A 20,518-nucleotide genomic window follows, 5' to 3' on the forward strand; every position below is an offset into this window, starting at 1 on the left:
TGCGCTTGCCGGCTAGCGGGAGAGGCCTCGCTGGGCGCGCCGCTGCTGTTCGCGGATGTAGAACTGTTCGCGGGCGATCTCGTCGACCTTGTCCATGTCGGCGACGATCCCCCGCAGTTCGTCGCGGAAGGCGTTGCGGCGCGCCTGCAGATCCGGGCCGTTGGCCAACAAGTTCTGATCGGCCGCCACCTGCCGCGCGGTGGCGAACAACAACGCCGACACCGATTCGTTGCTGGACACCCTGCCCTGGGCGACGTACTGACGTCCGACGCCCAAGGCCCGCTTGGTCAGGTCCCGTTCACCGATCTCGGGCGGAGCGTCACGCAACACGTCGGCGACGATCCCGTAGGCCTCGAAGAACGGGCGCAGCATGGCGCCCACCAACAGCGGTTGCTTGTCCCGCAGCATCTGATAGATGCCCTCGCCGCCGGCGGCGACCGTCGTTTCCCATCCTCCCGCCGCCTGTCCCTCCGGCGAGCGGTCGAACCACGACATCTCCTCGGCGACGTTGTCGCGGAAGGCCGCCGAATCGGCGAAATAGAAGTCGAACTTGAGCAGGTCACGCAGCCGCATCACCTGGTCCCAGAATGCCTGCAGCGGATCGTCGCCGACGCGGGCCGCATGTGCCAGGGCCAGCTCGACGATCGAGGTCTCCTGGAAGGCGTGGATCAGGGAGTTGCGGTAGAACGCCGCCTCCAGTTCGTCCTCCGGGGCGATCAGCCACACCGGCTCGCGTCCGCTGTCCACCATCGTCACCGGATGACCGCCGGAGAGGGCGTCGACGGCCGAGCGCACTCCCTCGGCGGTGCGCAACCGCAGCGCACTGTTGGTCATCGGGGTGTTCTTGCGCTCCAGGTAATCCAGTGAGTCCTGCAGCGTGTGGTGCAGCTGATCCAGGGTCAGGGCAACCCCGCGGGCGCCCAGCAGCAGGGCCGACACGAGGTTGGTGGCGTTGACCGGGGTGACCCGAAGTATCCGCCACGCCACCTCGAATGCCATCTTCTGCATCGCCAGGCGCTTGGCGGCCTCGTCGTGGGCCATCGCGCCGCCCGGCTCACCGAGATGCTCACGCATCGAAACCGCTTCGGGGAAGCGGACATAGATCTTGCCGTAGTTGCGTTCACCTTGGGCCTTGATGAAGTTGTACAGCCAGCTCAGGCCTTCGGGCGTCTTCTCGCCACCGCGGGCGTACGCGGCGTACTCGGCCGTCTCGTGCAGCTGATCGAAACTGATCGACACGGGCTGCAACAAGATGTCGTCACTGCGACCGTCGAGGTAGGCGTCGGCCACATAGGCGAGCAGTCCGAGCTTGGGCGGCAACATCTTTCCGGTCCGCGACCGGGTCCCCTCGATGGACCAGTTCAGGTTGAACCGCTTCTCCACGATGTACCCGACGTACTGCCGCAGCACGTACTTGTAGACCGGGTCGTCGAGTTTGCGACGCAGGAAGATGACACCGGAATGCCGGAACAGCGGGCCCATCAGGCCGAACGACAGGTTGATCCCGGCGAACGTGTACACCGGCGGAAGCCGGTTCTCCTGCATGGCGACGGGGACGATGACGCCGTCGAGATACGAGCGGTGGGAGAACAGCAGGACCGCCGGATGTTGTTCCAGGGCGTGGCGCATCGACTCGATCTCGGAGCGGTCGTAGTCGATGCGCGGATCGAATCCACGGCTGAAGATGGCCCGGCCCAAGGTCGGGATCAGATCCACCGAGAACCGGCTCCACCCCGTGGAGAGCTCGTCGAGCATCTCGCCGGCCTTCTCCAGCGTCGCTCCCGGAATCTGCTCCAGGCCTTGACGGAAGCGCGCCGAGTCGAGCATCTCGGGCTTGACCAACCGCGGCGACTTGTATTCGGGCCCGAGCAGGCGAAGCTCCACCCGTTCGATCGCCAAAGCGGCCCGGCGAAGGACGAATCGTGCGAATTCCCTGGGGTTTTCCGCGACTGTGGTCTCACTCCACTGCTTGCGGAGCTCCGACACCTTGGCCGGTTCACCGGCGACGATCCGTGCGCGCGTGGGGTCCTTGCGCAAGATGCGCCGCTGCAGGATGTCCGGCGGCCGGTAGGTGTCACGGCCTGAGATCAACCCGACCACTTTCAGTCTGGTGGGCAATCCGGCGGGCACCCAGAACACCCGCACCGGAACCACCAGCCGGTCGTCGTCGGATTCCAGTTCCTCGACCAACCGGGCCACGACGCCGGGCGCGGGTTCGTCGGTGGCGGGCAACTGAAGTACCTCGACCGACGAGTCAGGGTGTTCCCGGCGCTGCGTCTTGAGCCAGTCGTTGAGCAGTTCGAGCTCGGCAGCCGACGACACCGACGCGAGCACGAGAGCGTCGACGGTGGTGCTGAAGGTGGGGAAATCGTCGAGCCCCGCGGTCACGGTCGGCCCTTGCGAGTCGCCTGCGAGGGCGTGGTATCCGGTTTGGCCCCATCGGGTTTGGACCCAGCCTTTTTCGCCGGCACCTTCTTCGCGGGCGCCTTGTTGGCCGCTGCTTTCTTCGGCGCTGCTTTCTTCGCGGGCCGGCGCGGTGCGGCTTTCTTGGCGGTCGCGGCACGGTCATAGACGTCGAACGTCGGCAATTCGCCCTGCGGCCAGGATTTCAGGGTGTCGAGGTAGATCTGGCGAACCTCGGCGATCCGCTCGGTCAGGTTCTCGACCGTCCAGTCGTCGACCGGGATCGGCGGGTAGACCGCGATGTCGACCGTGCCGGGGTTGAATGTGCTGGAATCGCGGTGCGCGATGACCTCGGCATTGCGGATCACGATCGGCACGATCGGGATACCGGCCGCCATGGCGATGCGGAACGGCCCCTTCTTGAACGGGCCGACCTCGGTGGTGTCGAGCCGGGTGCCCTCGGGCGCGATCAGGATCGACAAGCCTTTGCGGGCAAGCTCTTCGACCTTGTGCAGGCCTTCCACGGCCTTCTCCGGGTCGTCTCGGTCGATGAACGCCGCATCCATGACCTTGCCCAGCGGCCCCATGAGGGGGTTGCGTTCCAGTTCTTTCTTCCCGACCCCGGTGAAGTCGACGCCGACCAGCCGGCCCGCGATCATCGGGTCGGCCTGGTTGCGGTGATTGAAGATGAATACCGCGGGGCGTTGCGCGGTCAGGTTTTCCTCACCGAGAACGTTGAGCTCGATGCCCGTGGTGAGCATGAGCAGCTTGCTCCAGTTCGACGTGAAGAAGTTGACCCCGGTGCGCTTGTTGCGGGTCAGCAGTCCGAGTCCGATCGCCCCGGCGGCGACGGTCGGGATGGTGGCGAGGCTGGCCAGCGTGCGTAGTTGCGCGATGGGGCTGCTGCCACTGCGGCTGCTGAACTTCAGCACGGGCCAACCGCGTTTGGCGGCGACGGCGGCCAGCTTGCCTGCCGGATTCGTCGGCCGCGGATTGCCCACCAGATACATCAGGGCGACGTCCTCGTCACCGTCGGCGTAGAAGTAACTCTTGGCCAGGTCCACCCCGTTGGCCACCGAGAAGTTCTGCACCGCACGGGCTTTGCCGGGACCCCAGATGACGGGCGTCTTGACTTCGCCGGTGATCAAACCGTCCTCGTCAGTCTCGAACTCGTTGCACAGCACGTTGTCGATGCCGAGAAAGCGTGCCACCGGCTCGACTTGGACCGTGAGCGCCGACGAGCTCAGCACCACGGTGTGCCCGCGGGCCATGTGGGCGCGCACCATGGCGCGCATTTCCGGATACATGCGGCCCTGCACGTGTTGGACGAACAGCCGCTCCCCCAACTCATCGAGGTCGCTCAGCGAGTTACCGCGCAGCATCCGGGCGCCTTTGCCGATGAGGTCCTCGAACTCGGAGCGTCCCAGCTGGTGGTTGAGCCCGGCCTGCACCATCCCGATGAACTCGCCGACGCCCATCTGGCCACGGCGCAGCCGGTCGCGGGTCATGATCACCCCGGTGAAACCGGCCACCAGTGTCCCGTCCAGGTCGAAGAAGGCGCCGATCTGCGGCCCCTCCGGGCTTCCCTCGATCTCGGCCAGCGTGCCGGGCAGCCGCATCTGCTTGGTTCCGCGGGGGACCGAATCTTTCGAAGTCACTGTGCAGCACTCCCGTTCGTCGCCGACGGTTCGTCGAGACTGAACGAGGCCGGCGCGGCACGGCCCTCGCCGCCGAGTGCCAGTACCTCGTCGAAGCCCTCCACCAGGCATCGGGCGAACAGCGGTCCGTCGGTGATGGCCGCCCGGTCATAGCGGGCGGTGATGCTGACGTAACCGCCGCGGGAGATGAGCACCACCATCATCGCCACCCCCGGAAGCGGGCCGATGCCGTAGTGCCGCAGGATCTTCGCCCCGGCGATGTAGGTGTCACCGGGGAAGACCGGCACATTGCTGGCCTGCACATCGGAGTTCACCACCGACCCCGCCATCGATTCGAGGAAGGAGTCGGGCAGCAGGCTGAGCACCGGTGCGATCAGGCCGACCACGTCGATGGCACGCTCTTCACGCTTGCTGGTCATCTGTGATCGGACTGCCTTGATCCGCGTCTCCGGGTCGACGATGCCGACCGGCGCAGCGAGATTGACCCCGGCGAAGCGATTGCCCCCGGCCGGGTCGTCCTCCGAGCGCAGGTTGACCGGCACTGCCATCGGCAGCGTCTCCAATGAGATGCCCAAGGCCTCGTGGTACCGCCGCAGCGCACCGCACAGGCCGGCCAGGTATGCGTCGTTGATCGAACCGCCGGCGGCCTTGGCCGCCCGGTGCAGATCGGCGAACGGTATGTCGATCGCTTCGGTGCGGGTGGACAGGCTGCGGCGGCGCAGCAACGGCGACGGATGGGCGGCCGGGCCCATCACCCGGGCGCCGGACATCGCGTAGTCGACCGCTCCGCTGACCGCCGAGACCGGATCCCGCACGACCTTCGTCGCCGCACGCGCCGCGGATCCGAGCGCACCGATGATGCCACCAGCGATCGATCCGGGCAGCCGGTTGATGCCCTGGCGCATCAGGTCGTTCGGGGACAGGTCCTGTGGGATCGGCACCGGAGGCGTCGCGGTGGGCTCCGGATCGCGTTCCAGGTCATAGAGGCTGGCGAACATCTCGACCAACCCGACACCGTCGGTCACCGCATGGCTGAGGTGCAGGATCGTCGCGGCTTTGCCGCCGGCCAGTCCCTCAACCAGGGTCGCGCTCCACAACGGGCGCGAGATGTCCATCGGTGATTGCAATGCCACCTCGGCCAGATCGAACACCTGGCGCAGGGTCCCCGGCTCGGGCACCCGCATCCGCCGTACGTGATAGTCCAGATTGAAGTCCGGGTCGACGACCCACCGTGGCGCCGCCGTGGGCAGCGTGGGCATGACCACCTTCTGACGCAGCCGCAGCACCCTGCGCGACGCGTACTCGAGCCGGGTCCGGAAACGGTCCCAATCCGGTGTGGTGTCGAGAATCTCGACGCCCATGATCCCGGACCGGGTGCGCGGGTTTGCCTCTCCCCGATGCAACAGCTGATCGACTGCGCTCAGCTCTTCAGGCAGTCCGGCCGCGTCCAACTCCGGCACGTCGCTCATAACGTGGTCCCTCTCCCCTCCCCATGGCCACCAAGTCCAGCGTCCACGCTAGTCCGCCACCGGCCCCGAGGGTCCGCTTTGCCGGGCGTCCCTCGCGCGTCACCACGCCTTCACGCCGAAGTACGGGTTTCGCCGATCGGCGGGAGGTGTTTGTCCGGTAGGTCGCGAAACGAGGCGGCCGTCAAAATCCGTTTCTGCTGACCGTTCTTGGTCGGCGTGATCCGGAGATTGACGGAGACACCGTGATCGGCGGGCCGGATGTAGTAGCACTCGTCGGTGTCCGGGCAGTAGATGCAGATGACGTCGATCGCGTCCTTGTCGATGGGCGTGCTGTGCGTGCCACGGCGATCAGCCCACGTGGACCGGAAGTTGAGTCTGACCGTTCCAGCTCGTGCCGACCGGTACTTCACCTGAATGCGATGGAAGGTGCCCGCCGCGTACGCCACAAGGTCGAACGGCGCATGCTCGGTCGCGGGGAACAGCACGTAAAAACCCTTGCCAACCAGGTCGGCATGCGCTTTGGCGACGCCGAGATCGCCTTTGTCTTTGGTGTGATGTCGACCCACTGACTCGCTCGCTTCATCGGGTGTGGTTCGAGCAGCCCACGTGCATATCCGTTTCGGTAACGTCACCCACGCGGTGTAAATTGTGGTGGTCCGACTTGCCCCCGTGGCGCAACGGATAGCGCATCCGGTTTCTACCCGGTCGGTTGCAGGTTCGAATCCTGTCGGGGGTGCCATGTCTCGTTCGTTTGACGTGTGCTTCTCATTCTTGAGCGCACGGTACCCCGCACATCCGACAACTCCACGTCGGTCAAGTGCTTGCTCACTACAACTCACTCAATACAAAAGGTGAGCCTGAATCTCACGCAGCTCGTCTGATCGGCGGACGCGCTCGGCAGCATGCTCGTTTGGGCGTTAGCCTCGCCGGCGTGCCCGTTCGGCGAGAGCATCAAGCGTATTTGGCCAACTTCTCAATTGCCAGGGGCCTTCAACGTTGCCGCCTACTCGGCGGATATGACCGAGAACCACTTTCCGTCTGTGTGACGTCGGCTGATGGTTGACACTTGTCTCGGTTGATCCTTGACGCGGCGCGAAGCCCAATCTCCACCAGCTGAAGATTGACGTGCATTAAGGTCTGTTTGTCCTGGTAGCCGAGAGTTCGGAGATGACATGAGTATCTATCGGACCATCGTGGTCGGGACCGACGGCTCGGACTCGTCGTTACGTGCGGTCGATCGTGCCGCCACGATCGCCGCGCAGGAGAGCGCGAAGCTGATTCTCGCGAGCGCGTTCCAGCCCCATGTCGAGAAGGGCAGCTGGTCGCGGCCACCGTCGCACGATCATGTGGTCGACACGCGCGCCGCCGACACCCTCAAGGGCGAGAGCTACAAGGTGCACGGGGCTGCCCCTGTCTACGAGATCCTTCAGGTGGCACGCGACCGCGCGAAGGCGGTCGGGGCAAAGGACATCGCTGAACACGCGGTCGAGGGCGCGCCGGTCGATGCACTCGTGAAGTTGGCCACCGAGGTCAAGGCGGATCTGATCGTCGTCGGCGACATCGGACTGGACTCCGTCGCCGGACGCCTGTTGGGCTCGGTGCCCGCCACGATCGCCCGCCGCGTCAAGATCGACATTCTCATCGTTCACACCGCGGACTGAGTCGTCCGCCGCTCTACATCGACACCCACATCAGCCTGCCGTCGTCGGATATGACCGTGCCCGCGGTCGGGGTGGCGAAGTGGGTGCCGAACAAGATGGCCTGCTCGTCGACAACTTGTTGCAGTAGGCGGTCACGCGTCGCGGCGGCCACGGCCGGATCCTCGTCGGGCAGGGCCTGTACCCCGGGGTGGGTGATCTGGATCGGGTGATGGATCACGTCCCCACTGATGACGGCGACTTCCCCGTCCGATTCGATGCGCACCGCCGCATGCCCGGGTGTATGACCGGGTGTGGCGATCAGCCGGATCTCGTCCGTGATCGCGTGATCCGTCTCGGTGAGGCGCAGGACGTCATGTGCCGCAAGCGGTTCGACGGTCTCGGCAGCGGCGCGATTGGGCGCCGACGATTGCCGCCATGATGTGTACTCGTCGGCCGTGAGCAGATACGTCGCGTTGGGATAGGTGGGGACCCAGGCGCCGTCACGCTGGGAGGTGTTGCGCCCGGCGTGGTCGAGGTGAAGGTGAGTGCAGACGACGGTGGTCACGTCATCGGGGCTGAATCCGGCGGCGGTCAACGACAGCCGGTACTGGTCCGGGTCCATGGGTATTTGATACGGCAGGTCGTGGCCTTCTCCGAAGCAGCAGTCCACCACTACGAGTTCGTCGTTGGCTTCGATGACGAACGACTGGATGGCGACCAGCAGATTGCCGGCGTCATCGACGTAGTGCGGGTACAGCCAGCGCGGCAGTTCAGACGGCAGTCCGCGAAACAGGCGGTCGGGGCGGGTGGGCACCACCGTCTCTACAACGGAGTGAATCGTCAGCGTGCCGATGGTCCACTTCTGCATGGCTCACCGTATGAGACAAATCATTTGGATACAAGGCTCCGAGCTCAGCCCTCAAAGGCAGCCCATCTGGCACACTCGATGCGTGGCGCAGCCGAATGTCGGGTTCCAGCGACTTGCCGAACAGGTCGCCGAGCAATTGCGCCGCCGGATCCTGACCGGGGAATTGACCGACGGCAGCATCCTGCCCAAAGAGGACGAGCTCCTCGTCGAATACCCGATCAGCAAACCGTCCCTGCGCGAGGCCATGCGCATCCTCGAGGCCGAGGGCCTGTTGACGGTCCGGCGCGGAAAGCTCGGCGGCGCGGTGGTCCACCGGCCCGACTCGGCAAACCTCGCGTACACGATGGGTTTGGTCCTGGGCGCCGGGCAGGTCGGTCTCGCCGATGTGGGTGTCGCACTGCTGCAAGTCGAGCCGTCATGTGCCGCGCTCTGCGCCCAGCGCCCCGACCGCAAGCGCACGGTCGTGCCCATTCTCCGCGAATTACATGAAGAATCGGTCAGATCTGTGTCGGACCTGCAGCAGGCGACGTCGGCGAGCCGCCGGTATCACGAAGCGCTGGTGCGCCACTGCGGGAACGAGACGATGATCATTCTGGCGGGCGCGCTGGAAGCACTGTGGTCCGCCCATGAGCAAAATTGGTCGGCGCAGGTGACCGATCACTCGACAGTGCCGGTCGAGGAGCGCCGGGCGGTCCTGGAGGACCATCGGCAGGTGATCGACGCGATCGACATGGGCGACGCGCAGCGTGCCCGCGATCTGGCCGCGGCTCATCTGGTCAACGCCCAGCAGTACCCGGGTGTCGATGGAGTGGTCGATCCGACGATGGTCCGGACGTGGGCGCGCTCCGTCCCGCGCCGGCCATGATCGCGGAGCGGACGCCGGCGGATAATGTGACCGTTGACACAGGTTCTGATTTTCATATGATTTGGTCATGAAGGTCGGCGAGGCCGCGATTGATGCCGCAGACGTGGCCCGCTATCGCTCGGCCGGGTGGTGGTCGGACCGCACCATCTCGCAGACGGTGCGTGAGCACGCCCTCGCCCACCCCGACAAACCCGCCTACACCGACCACCCCGACGCCACCTTGAGTTGGCGTGAATTCGACAGTGCCGCAACGTCACTCGCCGCCCAGCTGTCCGGCGACGGAGTCACCCCGGGTGATCGGGTCGCGGTGTGGCACGGCGACACCGCCGCCATCCATGCGCTGTTCGTGGCCATCGAACGCTGCGGAGCGGTCGTGGTCGGCGTCGGAGCCCGCGCCGGGACACGTGAAGCCGCCCAGATTCTGCGGACCACCGCACCCCGCCTGCTGATCAGCGACGCCGCCCGCCAGGCGTCGGCGCAAGCCACCGTCGCCGGGCTCGGTGCACAACTCGACATCGCGGCCGTCGTCCTGCACGCCGGACCGGGTGGCATGTCCCTCGACACCACCACAAGCCCTCGCCCACCCGACGGCGCCGCGGCCGTGGGCCCCGACGACGTGTTCCTGATCAACTCCACCTCGGGCACCACGGGGTTACCCAAATGTGTGGTGCACACCCAGAACCGGTGGCACTACTTCCATCAGCAGGCAGTCGCCAACGGCGCGTTGAGTTCCGACGACGTCTTCCTGCCCGTCATCCCAGCGCCGTTCGGGTTCGGCATCTGGACCGCGCACACCACGCCGATCTACCTCGGTGCCAGCACGATCCTGCTCGAGCGTTTCGACGCGGCGGCCGCGTGCGAGGCGATCGACCGCCACCGGGTCAGCGTGTTGTGCTGTGTCAGCACCCAATTGATGATGATCATGGCCGACCGCGCATCGCGTGAATATGACCTGAGCTCGCTCCGCGTGGTGTTCACCGGGGGTGAGGCGCTGCCGTATCGGCGGGCGGCCGACTTCGAGGATCTCACCGGCGCCACGATCCTGCAGTTCTACGGCTCCAACGAGACCGGCCTGTTGAGCGGGACGACGCTGCACGATTCCCGCGAGCGCAGGCTGCGCACGGCCGGCCGCCTGGTACCCGAGATGGCGGTCCGCCTGTTCGACGGGGATGACGACGTGACCTCGACGGGCCGTGGGCAACCGGCCTGCCGGGGGCCGGCCACCAGCCTGGGCTATCTGGGCGGGGTGGATCACGACAAGCTCTATACCCGCGACGGCTGGATGCGGATGGGCGATGTCTGCGAGATCGACGCCGAGGGTTACCTGTCCGTCACGGGCCGCACCTCGGACTTCATCGTGCGCGGCGGCAAGAACATCAGTGCGGGTGAGGTCGAGGATGCGGTGACGACGCATCCCGCCGTGGCCGTGGCGGCCGCGGTGGCCATGCCCGACCCGGTCTTCGGCGAGAAGGTGTGTGTCTACGTCGAGCTTGTAGCGCCCGCCCACAGCCAAACGGTCGACCTTCCCGGGCTCATCGAGCACCTTCTGGCCCAGGGCATGTCGAAAGAGCTGCTGCCCGAGCGGCTCATCGTGCTCGACGAGTTGCCCCGGTCCTCGGGCGGGAAGATCGCCAAGGGGCAACTCCGCGAAGACATCCGGACACGGTTGGGAGACGGCTATGAACGTCGGTGAGATGCGCCAGGGAGGGTTGAAAGTGTGGTCGCCGTCGGTCACCCCGCCGATCGGCGTCGACCTGTCCGAAGAACAGGCGCTGGCCGTGGCATTCCGGCACCTGGCCGCCATCGGATTCGCCGAGAACATGGCCGGCCACATCACCTGGCAACCCGAGGGGCGTGCCGAGATGCTGGTCAACCCCTGGGGTTTGTGGTGGCAGGAGCTCACGGCGTCCGACATCTGCGTGGTCGACGAGAACGCGCACGTGGTTCGCGGCCGCTGGGATGTCACCCCGGCCATCCACATCCACACCGAATTGCACCGTGTGCGTGACGATGCCCGCGTCGTGATCCACAACCATCCCTACTACGTGAGTCTGATCGCCGCGCTGGGGAAACTGCCGGACCTGGTGCACCAGACCGGGTCGCTGTTCCTCGATGACATGTGCTTCGTCGAAACCTATGACGGCGAAGTCGATTCAGCACCGCGCGCCCGCGAGCTCGCCGAGCAGATCGGCACCGCCAATCTGACCATCCTGGCCAACCACGGGGTCATCACCACCGGAGGCACGGTGGCCGAGGCCGTGTACCGGGCCGCGTCGATCGACCGGGTCTGCAAACTGGCCTATCAGGTCATGCTGACCGGTCGGGAGCCGACGGCGATGAGCCGTTCGGATATGTACGGCATGAAGGCCTCGCTCATCGAGCGGGCGGCCGACGTGTACTGGGCCGGGGCCGCCCGCACGACCATCAAGGCCGACCCAGAAGTCCTGACCTGATCCGCGGACCCCGCAAGGAGATTCAGCCCATGAAGTCCATCGACGAGCTTGCCGGCAATCTCGACTTCACCACCGCGAACAAGGGCGCCGACCGCACGGTGACGTTTCTGCCCGAACCGCAGCGGGCAGAACGTCTCTACACGGTGATCTCCGTCGACGACCACATCGTCGAACCACCGGATACGTTCACCGGCCGGGTGCCGCGCAAATTCGCCGACCGTGCCCCGAGGGTCGTCGACACCGACAACGGCGGGCAGACCTGGATGTACGACGGGGAGTCGCTGCCCAACGTGGGTTTCAATGCGGTGGTCGGCCGCCCGGTTTCCGAATACGGTTTCGAGCCGGCGCGGTTCGACGAGATGCGCCGTGGGGCCTGGGACATCCACGAACGCGTCAAGGACATGGACCTCAACGGCGTATACGCGTCACTCAACTTCCCGTCCTTCCTTCCGGGCTTCGCCGGCCAGCGGTTGCAGCAGGTGACCAGCGACCGGGAGCTCGCGATGGCGTCGGTGCGGGCGTGGAACGACTGGCACTTCGAAGCGTGGGCCGGTTCCTATCCCGACCGGATTATCCCCTGCCAGCTGCCGTGGCTCCTCGACCCCGAGGTCGGGGCTCAGATGATCTACGAGAACGCCGAACGCGGCTTCCACGCGGTGACGTTCAGCGAGAACCCCGCGATGCTGGGACTGCCCACCATCCACTCGGGGTATTGGGAACCGATGATGGCGGCGTGCGCGGAGACGGGCACCGTGGTCAACCTGCACATCGGCTCCAGCGGTTCGGCGCCGTCCACCACCGACGATGCCCCACCGGACGTTCAGGGCGTGCTGTTCTTCGCCTACGCCATCACCGCCGCGGTCGATTGGCTGTACTCCGGGCTGCCCAGCCGGTACCCGAACCTCAAGATATGTCTGTCCGAAGGCGGAATCGGTTGGGTGGCAGGACTACTCGATCGTCTGGACCACATGCTGAGCTACCACGAGATGTACGGAACATGGAAGGCGTTGGGCGAGAAGCTCTCCCCTGCCGAGGTGTTCACCAGGAACTTCTGGTTCTGCGCGGTCGAGGACCAGTCGTCGTTCATCCAGCACGAGCGGATCGGCACCGGCAACATCCTGCTCGAGGCCGACTATCCGCACTGCGACTCGACCTGGCCGCACACCCAGCGCGTCATCCACGAACAGATCCAGGGCCTGCCTGCCGAGGTGATCCGGAAGATCACCTGGGAGAACGCATCCCAGCTCTACCAGCATCCAGTGCCGCCGGCCGTGCAGAACGATCCGAATGCCTACTGATCCATGACCGAGCCGCTGCGTATCGCCGTCCTCGATGACTACCAGGGAATCGCCGACACCGTCGACTGGTCACCGATACCCCGCGCCACCGAGATCACCTCACTGCGAGAACACATCGCGCCCGGCCCGGCCCTGGTCGAGACCCTGGCCGGCTACGAGGTCGTCGTCGCGATGCGGGAACGCACCCCGATCGACGCCACGCTGCTCAGCCAGCTGCCTGCTCTCAAACTTCTCGTCACGACGGGGCCGTTCAACGCGGCCATCGACGTCGCCGCCGCGCAGGCCCTCGGCATCACCGTGTCGGGCACCGGCGGAGCCGTCACCCCGACGGTCGAACACACCTGGGCACTGATCCTCGGACTGCAGCGCCACCTGGTCGCCGAGGACCAACGCATCCGAAGCGGACTGTGGCAGAGCACAGTTGGCACCGATCTCTCCGGAGCCACCCTGGGTCTGATCGGGTTGGGCCGCATCGGCAGCCGGGTGGCGGCCATCGGCAAGGCGTTCGGCATGAACGTCATCGCGTGGAGTCCCAACCTGACCGACGAGCGGGCCGCCGGGGCCGGTGTCACGCGGGTGGATCGGGACGCGCTGTTCGCCCAATCCGACGTCGTATCGCTGCACATGGTGCTGGCCGAGACGACCCGCGGCCTGGTCGGTGACGCCGAGCTGGCCGCGATGAAGCCGTCGGCGATCCTGGTCAATACCTCACGCGGCGGCCTGATCAACGAGGACGCACTGGTGGAAGCGCTGCACAGCAAGACGATTCGCGGCGCGGCGCTCGATGTCTACCAACACGAACCACTGCCTCCGGGGCACCCCCTGGCAGCCCTGTCCAACACGTTGCTGACCCCGCACCTCGGCTACGTCACCGAAGGCGTGATGACCATCTTCTACCGCGACATCGTCGAGGACATTGCCGCCTACTGCGCGGGATCGCCGGTCCGCCTGCTCACCGCATAGGTTCGCAGCCGGTCCGAGGCAGGGCTCACGGGCGGCAGCAAACCGAGCGCAGCACCGAAGCGGTTTGGGACACCAGGCTTCGAGGTCCAATCTTGTTCGCTGGGGCCAGATCCCGGAGACCATGTGCGCTGCGTACTGCATCGCGGGGAGCTAAAAATTCCGTTTGGGAAGTAACTGTGAGGAAGATCAACATTCCTTAATGGAACGTTGAAGTTCCACTAAGGGGCTGTTACGTTCAGCCAACTAATGCGCGGTCGGAGGGTTTCGTCGCCGTGCGCAGATCCGGAAAGGTGGATGTGCCGTGGCGGCGGTTTCTCGGCTTGCGAAGCGCTTCTGGATACCACTGGTATTGGTGGCGGCCCTGGCGATCAGCGGATTCGCGATGAACCGGATGCACGGGATCTTCGGCACCCATATCAACACGGAACCGGGCCAGTCCGCCGGCGACGACATCGTCGAGTTCAACCCGAAGCGGGTGGTCTACGAGATCGAGGGCCCGAGCGGCACCAGCGGGCACGTCAGCTTCCTGGATGCCGACGCCCAACCCCACACCGAGAGTTTCAGCTCGCTACCGTGGCGGCACGAGGTGGTCACCACCTTGCCGACGGTGTTCGCGAACGTGGTTGCACAAGGAGACAGCGACGTGATCACCTGCCGGATCGTCGTCAACGGCGAGACCCGTGACGAACAAACCGTGAATCAGCAGGACGCCCAGGCCTTCTGCTTGGACAAGGCCGCCTGATGAGCAACCACAGTGCCAATAACCACAGTGCCGGTAACCACGGTGCCACGCCCCAACACAAGGGCATTGCCCGCGTCATCCGGGTCGCCGCGATCCCGATCGTCCTGGCGTGGGTCGTCCTCGTCGTCGTCCTGAACGCCCTCGTCCCCCAGCTCGAGGTCGTCGGCCACGAGCACGCCGTCTCGCTGTCACCGCAGGACGCGCCGGCGCTGGTGGCGATGAAGAAGATCGGTGAGCGCTTCGATCAATTCGACTCCGACACGATCGCGATGGTCGTGCTGGAGGGCGAACAGCCGCTCGGCACCGAAGCCCATCACTATTACGACGAGCTGGTCCGCACACTGCAGGCCGACACCGAACACGTTCAGCACGTGCAGAACTACTGGGGCGACCTGATCACCGCGGCGGGGTCCCAGAGCACCGACGGCAAGGCTGCCTACGTCCAGGTCAACCTCGCCGGCAACCAGGGCGAGACGCTGGCCAACGAATCGGTGGCCGCCGTCCGCAAGATCATCGACGAATCCCATCCGCCTGCCGGCGTGAAAGCCTTTGTGACGGGCCAAGGTCCGCTCACCACCGACATGAACGAAGCCGGCGACAAGAGCATGGTCAAGATCACTTTCGTCACGATCGCCGTGATCGCGGTGATGCTGATCGTCGTCTACCGGTCGTTGGCCACCATGTTGCTGATGCTCATCGTGGTGCTGCTGGAGATGTCGGCCGCGCGCGGTGTGGTCGCGGCCATCGGCCACGCCGGACTGCTCGGGTTGTCGACGTTCTCCGTGAGCCTGCTGACCTCGTTGGCCATCGCGGCCGGAACCGACTACGCGATTTTCCTCGTCGGCCGATACCAGGAGGCTCGGCAAAAGGGGCAGGAACGAGAAGACGCTTACTACACCGCATTTCACGGTGTCGGACACGTCATTCTCGGCTCGGGTCTCACGGTTGCCGGCGCCATGCTCTGCCTGCACTTCACCCGGTTGAACTACTTCAGCTCCATGGGCGTCCCGAGTGCCATCGGTATGTCCGTGGTGGTCCTGGCCTCGCTCACCCTTGCGCCGGCGATGTTGGTGGTCGGCAGCCGGTTCGGCCTACTCGACGCCAAACGCGAGATCCGCTCGCGGGGGTGGCGCAGGCTCGGCACCTCCGTGGTGCGCTGGCCGGTTCCGATCCTGGCGGCGGCCATCGCGGTGGCTCTCGTCGGCCTGCTCGCGCTTCCCGGCTACAAGACCTCCTACAACGAGCGCCTCTACATTCCCAAGGACCTGCCGTCCAACGTCGGATACGCCGCCGCCGAGCGGCATTTCACGGCCGCCCGGATGAATCCCGATCTGCTGCTCGTCGATGCGGGACGGGATCTGCGCAACCCGGCCGACATGATCGTGCTGGACAAGATCGCCAGGGAGCTGATCCGCGTGCCCGGAGTCGCGCGCGTGCAGAGCATCACCCGCCCGCTGGGTCGGCCCATCGCGCACAGCTCGGTGCCGTTCCAGGTGAGCATGCAATCGGTGTCGATGACCGAGAACCTGCAGTTCCTGCGGGAGCGCATGGGCGACATGAATACGCTCACCGACGATCTCGGCAGGATGATCGCGATCATGGAGAACATGCTGGGCCTGATGAATCGGATGACCGACATCACCCACGAACTCACGGCCAGCATGAACGACATGCAGGCCAGCACCAACGAAATGCGAGATCACATGGCTGATTTCGACGATTTCATGCGTCCGCTGCGCAACTACCTGTACTGGGAACCGCACTGCTACGACATCCCGATGTGTCATTCGATGCGCTCGATGTTCGACGGGCTCGACGGCATCGACACCCTCACCGAAACGCTTTCGGAATCGGTGAAGAACATGAACGACATGGACCAGCTGATGCCGCAGTTGGTGGCGCAACTGCCCCCGATGATCGCCATCTCGAAGTCCATGCAGGGCACGATGAAAACGATGTTCAGCACGTTCAACGGGCTGGTCGACCAGATCGGCAAGATGACCGACACGGCATCGGTGATGGGCCAGGCGTTCGATGACGCCCGCAACGATGATTCGTTCTACCTGCCGCCCGAGGCGTTCGACAATCCGGACTTCAAACGAGGGCTTGACCTGATGGTCTCGCCCGACGGCCAGGCCGCGCAGTTCATCATCACCCACGACGTGGATCCGGCTACCTCCGAAGGTATTTCGCACGTCGATCCGCTCCTCAAGACGGCCCGCGAGGCGATCAAGACAACCCCGCTGGCCGACGCCAAGATCTACCTCGGCGGTACCGCCGCCACCTACAAGGACATCCAGGTCGGGGCCCAGTGGGATCTGTTGATCTCGGCCTGCGGCGCGATCACGTTGATCTTCATCGTGATGCTGTTGATCACCCGTGCGCTGATCGCGTCATTCGTCATCGTCGGCACCGTGATCCTGTCACTGGCCGCATCGTTCGGCCTGTCGGTCCTGGTGTGGCAGTACATGCTCGGAATGGACCTGCACTGGATGACGCTGGCGTTCTCGGTCATCATCCTGCTGGCGGTCGGGTCGGACTACAACCTGCTGGTGGTCTCGCGGATGAAGGAAGAGGTCAGCGCGGGTATCAACACCGGCATCATCAGGGCCATGGGCGCCACCGGTGGTGTGGTCACCGCGGCCGGCTTGGTGTTCGCATTCACCATGGCGTCGATGGCCACCAGCGATCTGATCGCCATCGGCCAGGGCGGCACGACCATCGGCCTGGGTCTGTTGTTCGACACCCTCGTCGTGCGGTCGCTGATGACGCCGACGATCGCCGCGATCCTCGGCCGGTGGTTCTGGTGGCCACTGCCCGTCCGGCAACGTCCCGCCCGTTTCCTGTCGGACCGGACGACGCCGATACCGGTCGCAAGACCCTCCTGACATACGTCGATACCATCGACGGATGACCACAGGCGAGCTCTCGGGCACCCAGGCGCGAACCCGCGGGGCCATCATCGAGGCCGCCGCCGCCGTCCTGGCCGACGATCGGACCGCCACGTTGCCCGATATCGCCAAGGCGGCCGGCGTCGGGCGCACCACCGTGCACCGCTACTTCTCCGACCGGGAAAGCCTGATCAACGCGACGATTGTCGACTCAGTGCAGGTGTTGACCAACGCGGTGGCCGCTGCCGCGCCCGAGGACGGCTGCCCGATCGAGGCGATGCGGCGCGTGATCAACGCGATGATCTCGGTCGGTAACCGGCTCCTATTCCTCTTCGACGACCCCACCGTTCTTCGTGGCCTGCCACCCGAGTTGGTGCCCGACAGCACCTACCTCACGAGCCTGATCGAACGCGGCCAGGCCGAAGGGGTGTTCGACCCGGAGTCGAGCACACAATGGCTCGAACACGCGCTCTACGGTCTGGTCATGTGGGCCTGCCAGGACTCCAAGGACGGGCTCATGCCGCAGCATGCGGCCGCACCCGCCGTCATCCGCACCTTTGAGCGCGGGGTGCGCTGCCGCGATTGATTTGGGTGCCCGCCGAGCTGAGCCAGGCTCATCGCCGCCAGAACAGATGATGAGTGACCGCGCCGCCGGGGCTCGGGACGACGTCGTGGTGAAACCGGTCGTCCAACTCATCGGGTGACTCCCACAGCCGAGACCCGCTGCCCAATGCAACCGGGGACACCGCCACATGCAGGGTGTCGACCAGGTCGGCCTCCAGGAACTCCCGGATGGTGCTCGCTCCCCCGCCCAGACGCACATCCTTGCCCTGCGCCGCGGCGCGGGCCTGTTCGAGCACTGCGGCCGGATCGGCATCGATGAAGTGGAATGTGGTGTCGGACAGGGTGAACGACGGCCGCTCATGATGGGTCATGACGAACACCGGGGTGTGGAAGGGCGGCTCGTCGCCCCACCAGCCCTGCCATTCGTGGTCCTCCCAGGCGCCACGGTAGGGACTGAACTTGTTGCGGCCCATGATCTCGGCACCGATGTTGTGGTGGAAATCGCGGGTGAGATAGTCGTCGAGGCCACGGCTGCCACCGGGCTCCGTCCGGTTGGGCCAGCTTGCCGTGGCGCCGGCCCAGGCGAACATTTCGCCCGGGTCGGCGTGACCGAACGGACGCTCAAAGCTCTGGCCCTCCCCGGCGCCGTAGCCGTCGCTGGAGACGTTGAAGTTCTGGACCTTGAGCAGCTGAGCCACGCGTTCTCTCCCGTTCAGTCAACATTGGATGCTGATTAGACCAGGGCTGGACGCGAAACTCATCGCGCGGCATGTGGTTACCGTGCGGCCTCCAGCTGTCGCCGGACCTCGAGTCTCCTGAGCTTTCCCGACGACGTGCGTGGCAACGATCCGGGCGACATCAGTACGACGTCGGCAGGGGTGACACCGCAGACCGACACGATCCGCCGGATCACGGCGCTGCGGGTGGTGTCCTGCTCGGTGCCGACGAACTCCGCGGCCACCAGCAACCGCGATTGTGCGGCGCCGGATTCCGTGCCCACCGCCACCACCGCTCCTTCACGGACGCCTTCCACCTCGCCGACGACCTGCTCGATCTCGGTGGGGAAAATATTGCGTCCGGCGATCGTGATCATCTCTTTGGACCGCCCGCAGATCACCAGTGCACCGTCGATGAGGTAGCCGATGTCGCCGGTCGGGAACCACTGCCCGATGCTGCCCGCGTCGACGGGGGCATGTCCCAGGTAGGACGTCATCATCGACGAACCACGGATCTCGACTTCGCCGGTTTCGCCGGTCTCGTCGTGCGGGGACGGGACGATGCGAATCTCCATGCCCGGCACAGGACGACCGAGCAGCGCATAGCGCCGGCCCGTGTCCGCCGCGTCCGGAATGTCGATGCGGAGGCCTTCCCCGGGCGCGGGGATGGTCACCGCGCACGTCGACTCGGCCATCCCGTACGAGGGCGCCATCGCCGCTGCGTCGAAGCCGAACCTGCTCATGCCGGTGGCGAAGCGGTCGACACCGGCACAGTCGACGGGTTCACCTCCGTTGATCGCGATCCGCACCGCGCCGAGGTCGACATCGGAGACGCGGTTGGCGAATCGGCCGAGCACCGAGTAACCGAAATTGGGTCCGGCGGTGAAGGTCGCCGAAGATTCGGAGAGCCACTCGGCCCAGCGCAGCGGCGCTGCCGAGAAGGCACCCGTGGGCGCCAGCCACAGCGGCATACCGGACATTGTCGACGCCAACACCATCGCCAGACCCATGTCGTGATAGATCGGCAACCATGTGCAGCCGACATCGTTGCGGCTCAGGGACAATCGCTGGGTGACGGCCAGAAGGTTGTTCAGCACAGCCTCCGGCGCCAACATTGCCGTACGCGGCGAGCCGGTGGATCCGGCTGTGCCCTGCAGGATGGCCACGTCGGCGCTGTCGGGATAACGCAGCTGCGTGGACGTGGAAGTGCGTGCGGCATCAGCGATGTCGCACACCGCCAGCGAGGAGCCGGCGTCCCGAAGCAGCTGCAGGGTGGCGCCGTAGCTGAACACCGTGGTCACGCCGATGCTGCTGAACCGCGACAACGTCGCGTGCGCCCACTCCGACGGTTCGGCGCCGCGCTGGGGACGCGGAAGGATCGACACCCCGGCGCCGGCCAGCCACGAACCCTGGATGGCGGCAATCATTTCCAGTGTCGGCTCGCCCACCAGGCCGACAGCGCCAGGCTGGTCCCGGCTCAGCAGGTAGGCCGCGATGCTCTCGGCGATGCCGTGTACCTCGGGCCAGGGGCGATGCTGCCAAGTATCGGTGTCGCGATCCAACACCACCAGGTCGTGCGGTGAACCGACCATCGCCTCCCGCAGGGCGCCTGCGAGGGGATTCATGATGCGCTCCTGTGGTCGATCACCGACTGTAGGTCTCCCACGGTGCGGCAGCTGATCAGATCTTCCTCGCTGAGCTGGACACCGAACTTCTCCTCGATCGTCACCAGTCCCACGGCGAACGACACCGAATCCATCCCGAGGTCGTCGACGAGACGTGTACTGGTACTGAGTGACTGACATGGAAGTTCGAGATCGTCACGCAGGATGGAGACCAGCCCGTCGCTCACAGCGGGCGATGTGGATGAATCGGTAGCGGTCATATGTGAATACCCGGCTGGTCGATGAGACCCAGCCTCACCTTTCGTTTCCGGTACAGGATCGATTGATTGCATTGGAACCGGCTGCCGGACAGCCGGTTTGGCT

General features: G+C 65.5%; 17 protein-coding genes and 1 tRNA gene. 10 read left to right on the top strand and 8 right to left on the bottom strand.

Annotated features, from left to right (window positions below; translation table 11 throughout):
* Nucleotides 1-12: 12 nt before the first annotated feature.
* The 4 genes from QQ25_RS21125 to QQ25_RS21140 form a co-directional block, all read right to left on the bottom strand.
* On the bottom strand, nucleotides 13-2,388 hold the full coding sequence (locus QQ25_RS21125; RefSeq protein WP_039380804.1) for a glycerol-3-phosphate 1-O-acyltransferase: 2,376 nt from the start codon (nucleotides 2,386-2,388) through the stop codon (nucleotides 13-15).
* Complete coding sequence (locus QQ25_RS21130; protein ID WP_052235988.1) at nucleotides 2,385-4,022, bottom strand: HAD-IB family hydrolase/lysophospholipid acyltransferase family protein; 1,638 nt, start codon at nucleotides 4,020-4,022, stop codon at nucleotides 2,385-2,387. Before QQ25_RS21130 ends, QQ25_RS21125 begins: the two co-directional genes overlap by 4 nt.
* A 35-nt stretch (nucleotides 4,023-4,057) precedes the next feature.
* Nucleotides 4,058-5,530, bottom strand: a complete 1,473-nt coding sequence (locus QQ25_RS21135; RefSeq protein ID WP_039380807.1) for a wax ester/triacylglycerol synthase family O-acyltransferase — start codon at nucleotides 5,528-5,530, stop codon at nucleotides 4,058-4,060.
* Between the two features lie 110 nt (nucleotides 5,531-5,640).
* Nucleotides 5,641-6,096 (bottom strand): group I intron-associated PD-(D/E)XK endonuclease, encoded by a 456-nt coding sequence (locus tag QQ25_RS21140; RefSeq protein ID WP_039322386.1) that lies wholly within the window; start codon nucleotides 6,094-6,096, stop codon nucleotides 5,641-5,643.
* A 97-nt stretch (nucleotides 6,097-6,193) separates the two neighbouring features.
* Here QQ25_RS21140 and QQ25_RS21145 point away from each other — a divergent pair.
* Nucleotides 6,194-6,269, top strand: a tRNA-Arg gene (locus QQ25_RS21145).
* A gap of 433 nt (nucleotides 6,270-6,702) precedes the next feature.
* Nucleotides 6,703-7,191, top strand: coding sequence for a universal stress protein (locus QQ25_RS21150; protein WP_039380808.1), 489 nt, complete (start codon nucleotides 6,703-6,705; stop codon nucleotides 7,189-7,191).
* Between the two features lie 13 nt (nucleotides 7,192-7,204).
* Here QQ25_RS21150 and QQ25_RS21155 read toward each other — a convergent pair whose 3' ends face one another.
* Nucleotides 7,205-8,038, bottom strand: coding sequence for an MBL fold metallo-hydrolase (locus QQ25_RS21155; RefSeq protein WP_039380810.1), 834 nt, complete (start codon nucleotides 8,036-8,038; stop codon nucleotides 7,205-7,207).
* 82 nt (nucleotides 8,039-8,120) lie between these two features.
* Here QQ25_RS21155 and QQ25_RS21160 point away from each other — a divergent pair, with 82 nt between their 5' ends.
* The 8 genes from QQ25_RS21160 (at nucleotide 8,121) to QQ25_RS21195 (ending at nucleotide 17,836) form a co-directional block, all read left to right on the top strand.
* The gene (locus QQ25_RS21160; RefSeq protein ID WP_052235944.1) at nucleotides 8,121-8,903 is read left to right on the top strand and encodes a FadR/GntR family transcriptional regulator; all 783 of its coding nucleotides are present in this window, start codon (nucleotides 8,121-8,123) and stop codon (nucleotides 8,901-8,903) included.
* A 67-nt stretch (nucleotides 8,904-8,970) separates the two neighbouring features.
* Nucleotides 8,971-10,596, top strand: coding sequence for a class I adenylate-forming enzyme family protein (locus QQ25_RS21165; RefSeq protein WP_039380812.1), 1,626 nt, complete (start codon nucleotides 8,971-8,973; stop codon nucleotides 10,594-10,596).
* Entirely contained in the window at nucleotides 10,583-11,356 is a 774-nt protein-coding gene (locus QQ25_RS21170; protein WP_039322398.1) for a class II aldolase/adducin family protein, read from the top strand. Before QQ25_RS21165 ends, QQ25_RS21170 begins: the two co-directional genes overlap by 14 nt.
* Nucleotides 11,357-11,385: 29 nt before the next feature.
* The gene (locus tag QQ25_RS21175) at nucleotides 11,386-12,654 is read left to right on the top strand and encodes an amidohydrolase family protein (protein ID WP_039380815.1); all 1,269 of its coding nucleotides are present in this window, start codon (nucleotides 11,386-11,388) and stop codon (nucleotides 12,652-12,654) included.
* A 3-nt stretch (nucleotides 12,655-12,657) separates the two neighbouring features.
* Nucleotides 12,658-13,617: a D-2-hydroxyacid dehydrogenase family protein gene (locus tag QQ25_RS21180; protein WP_201774253.1), complete on the top strand. Its 960-nt coding sequence runs from the start codon at nucleotides 12,658-12,660 to the stop codon at nucleotides 13,615-13,617.
* Nucleotides 13,618-13,918: 301 nt separating this feature from the next.
* Nucleotides 13,919-14,359 (top strand): MmpS family transport accessory protein, encoded by a 441-nt coding sequence (locus tag QQ25_RS21185; RefSeq protein ID WP_039380818.1) that lies wholly within the window; start codon nucleotides 13,919-13,921, stop codon nucleotides 14,357-14,359.
* Nucleotides 14,359-17,247 (top strand): MMPL/RND family transporter, encoded by a 2,889-nt coding sequence (locus QQ25_RS21190; protein WP_052235945.1) that lies wholly within the window; start codon nucleotides 14,359-14,361, stop codon nucleotides 17,245-17,247. The genes QQ25_RS21185 and QQ25_RS21190 overlap by 1 nt, the downstream gene beginning before the upstream one ends.
* A 22-nt stretch (nucleotides 17,248-17,269) precedes the next feature.
* On the top strand, nucleotides 17,270-17,836 hold the full coding sequence (locus tag QQ25_RS21195) for a TetR/AcrR family transcriptional regulator (RefSeq protein WP_082017621.1): 567 nt from the start codon (nucleotides 17,270-17,272) through the stop codon (nucleotides 17,834-17,836).
* Nucleotides 17,837-17,864: 28 nt separating this feature from the next.
* Here QQ25_RS21195 and QQ25_RS21200 read toward each other — a convergent pair whose 3' ends face one another.
* The 3 genes from QQ25_RS21200 to QQ25_RS21210 all read right to left on the bottom strand — a co-directional run bounded on the left by QQ25_RS21200 (nucleotide 17,865) and on the right by QQ25_RS21210 (nucleotide 20,487).
* The gene (locus QQ25_RS21200) at nucleotides 17,865-18,512 is read right to left on the bottom strand and encodes a dihydrofolate reductase family protein (RefSeq protein WP_039380820.1); all 648 of its coding nucleotides are present in this window, start codon (nucleotides 18,510-18,512) and stop codon (nucleotides 17,865-17,867) included.
* 77 nt (nucleotides 18,513-18,589) lie between these two features.
* Complete coding sequence (gene mbtM / locus QQ25_RS21205; RefSeq protein ID WP_039380823.1) at nucleotides 18,590-20,155, bottom strand: long-chain-fatty acid--ACP ligase MbtM; 1,566 nt, start codon at nucleotides 20,153-20,155, stop codon at nucleotides 18,590-18,592.
* Complete coding sequence (locus QQ25_RS21210) at nucleotides 20,152-20,487, bottom strand: acyl carrier protein (protein ID WP_264020143.1); 336 nt, start codon at nucleotides 20,485-20,487, stop codon at nucleotides 20,152-20,154. Before QQ25_RS21210 ends, mbtM begins: the two co-directional genes overlap by 4 nt.
* Nucleotides 20,488-20,518 lie beyond the last annotated feature (31 nt).

The organism is Mycolicibacterium setense (assembly GCF_000805385.1).
Lineage (GTDB): Bacteria > Actinomycetota > Actinomycetes > Mycobacteriales > Mycobacteriaceae > Mycobacterium > Mycobacterium setense.

Coding starts and splice junctions, on each gene's coding strand:
- QQ25_RS21130 (WP_052235988.1), bottom strand. CDS start 4,022: ATGCGGCTGCCCGGCACGCTGGCCGAGATCGAGGGAAGCCCGGAGGGG.
- QQ25_RS21135 (WP_039380807.1), bottom strand. CDS start 5,530: ATGAGCGACGTGCCGGAGTTGGACGCGGCCGGACTGCCTGAAGAGCTG.
- QQ25_RS21150 (WP_039380808.1), top strand. CDS start 6,703: ATGAGTATCTATCGGACCATCGTGGTCGGGACCGACGGCTCGGACTCG.
- QQ25_RS21155 (WP_039380810.1), bottom strand. CDS start 8,038: ATGCAGAAGTGGACCATCGGCACGCTGACGATTCACTCCGTTGTAGAG.
- QQ25_RS21165 (WP_039380812.1), top strand. CDS start 8,971: ATGAAGGTCGGCGAGGCCGCGATTGATGCCGCAGACGTGGCCCGCTAT.
- QQ25_RS21170 (WP_039322398.1), top strand. CDS start 10,583: ATGAACGTCGGTGAGATGCGCCAGGGAGGGTTGAAAGTGTGGTCGCCG.
- QQ25_RS21175 (WP_039380815.1), top strand. CDS start 11,386: ATGAAGTCCATCGACGAGCTTGCCGGCAATCTCGACTTCACCACCGCG.
- QQ25_RS21180 (WP_201774253.1), top strand. CDS start 12,658: ATGACCGAGCCGCTGCGTATCGCCGTCCTCGATGACTACCAGGGAATC.
- QQ25_RS21190 (WP_052235945.1), top strand. CDS start 14,359: ATGAGCAACCACAGTGCCAATAACCACAGTGCCGGTAACCACGGTGCC.
- QQ25_RS21195 (WP_082017621.1), top strand. CDS start 17,270: ATGACCACAGGCGAGCTCTCGGGCACCCAGGCGCGAACCCGCGGGGCC.
- mbtM (WP_039380823.1), bottom strand. CDS start 20,155: ATGAATCCCCTCGCAGGCGCCCTGCGGGAGGCGATGGTCGGTTCACCG.
- QQ25_RS21210 (WP_264020143.1), bottom strand. CDS start 20,487: ATGCAATCAATCGATCCTGTACCGGAAACGAAAGGTGAGGCTGGGTCT.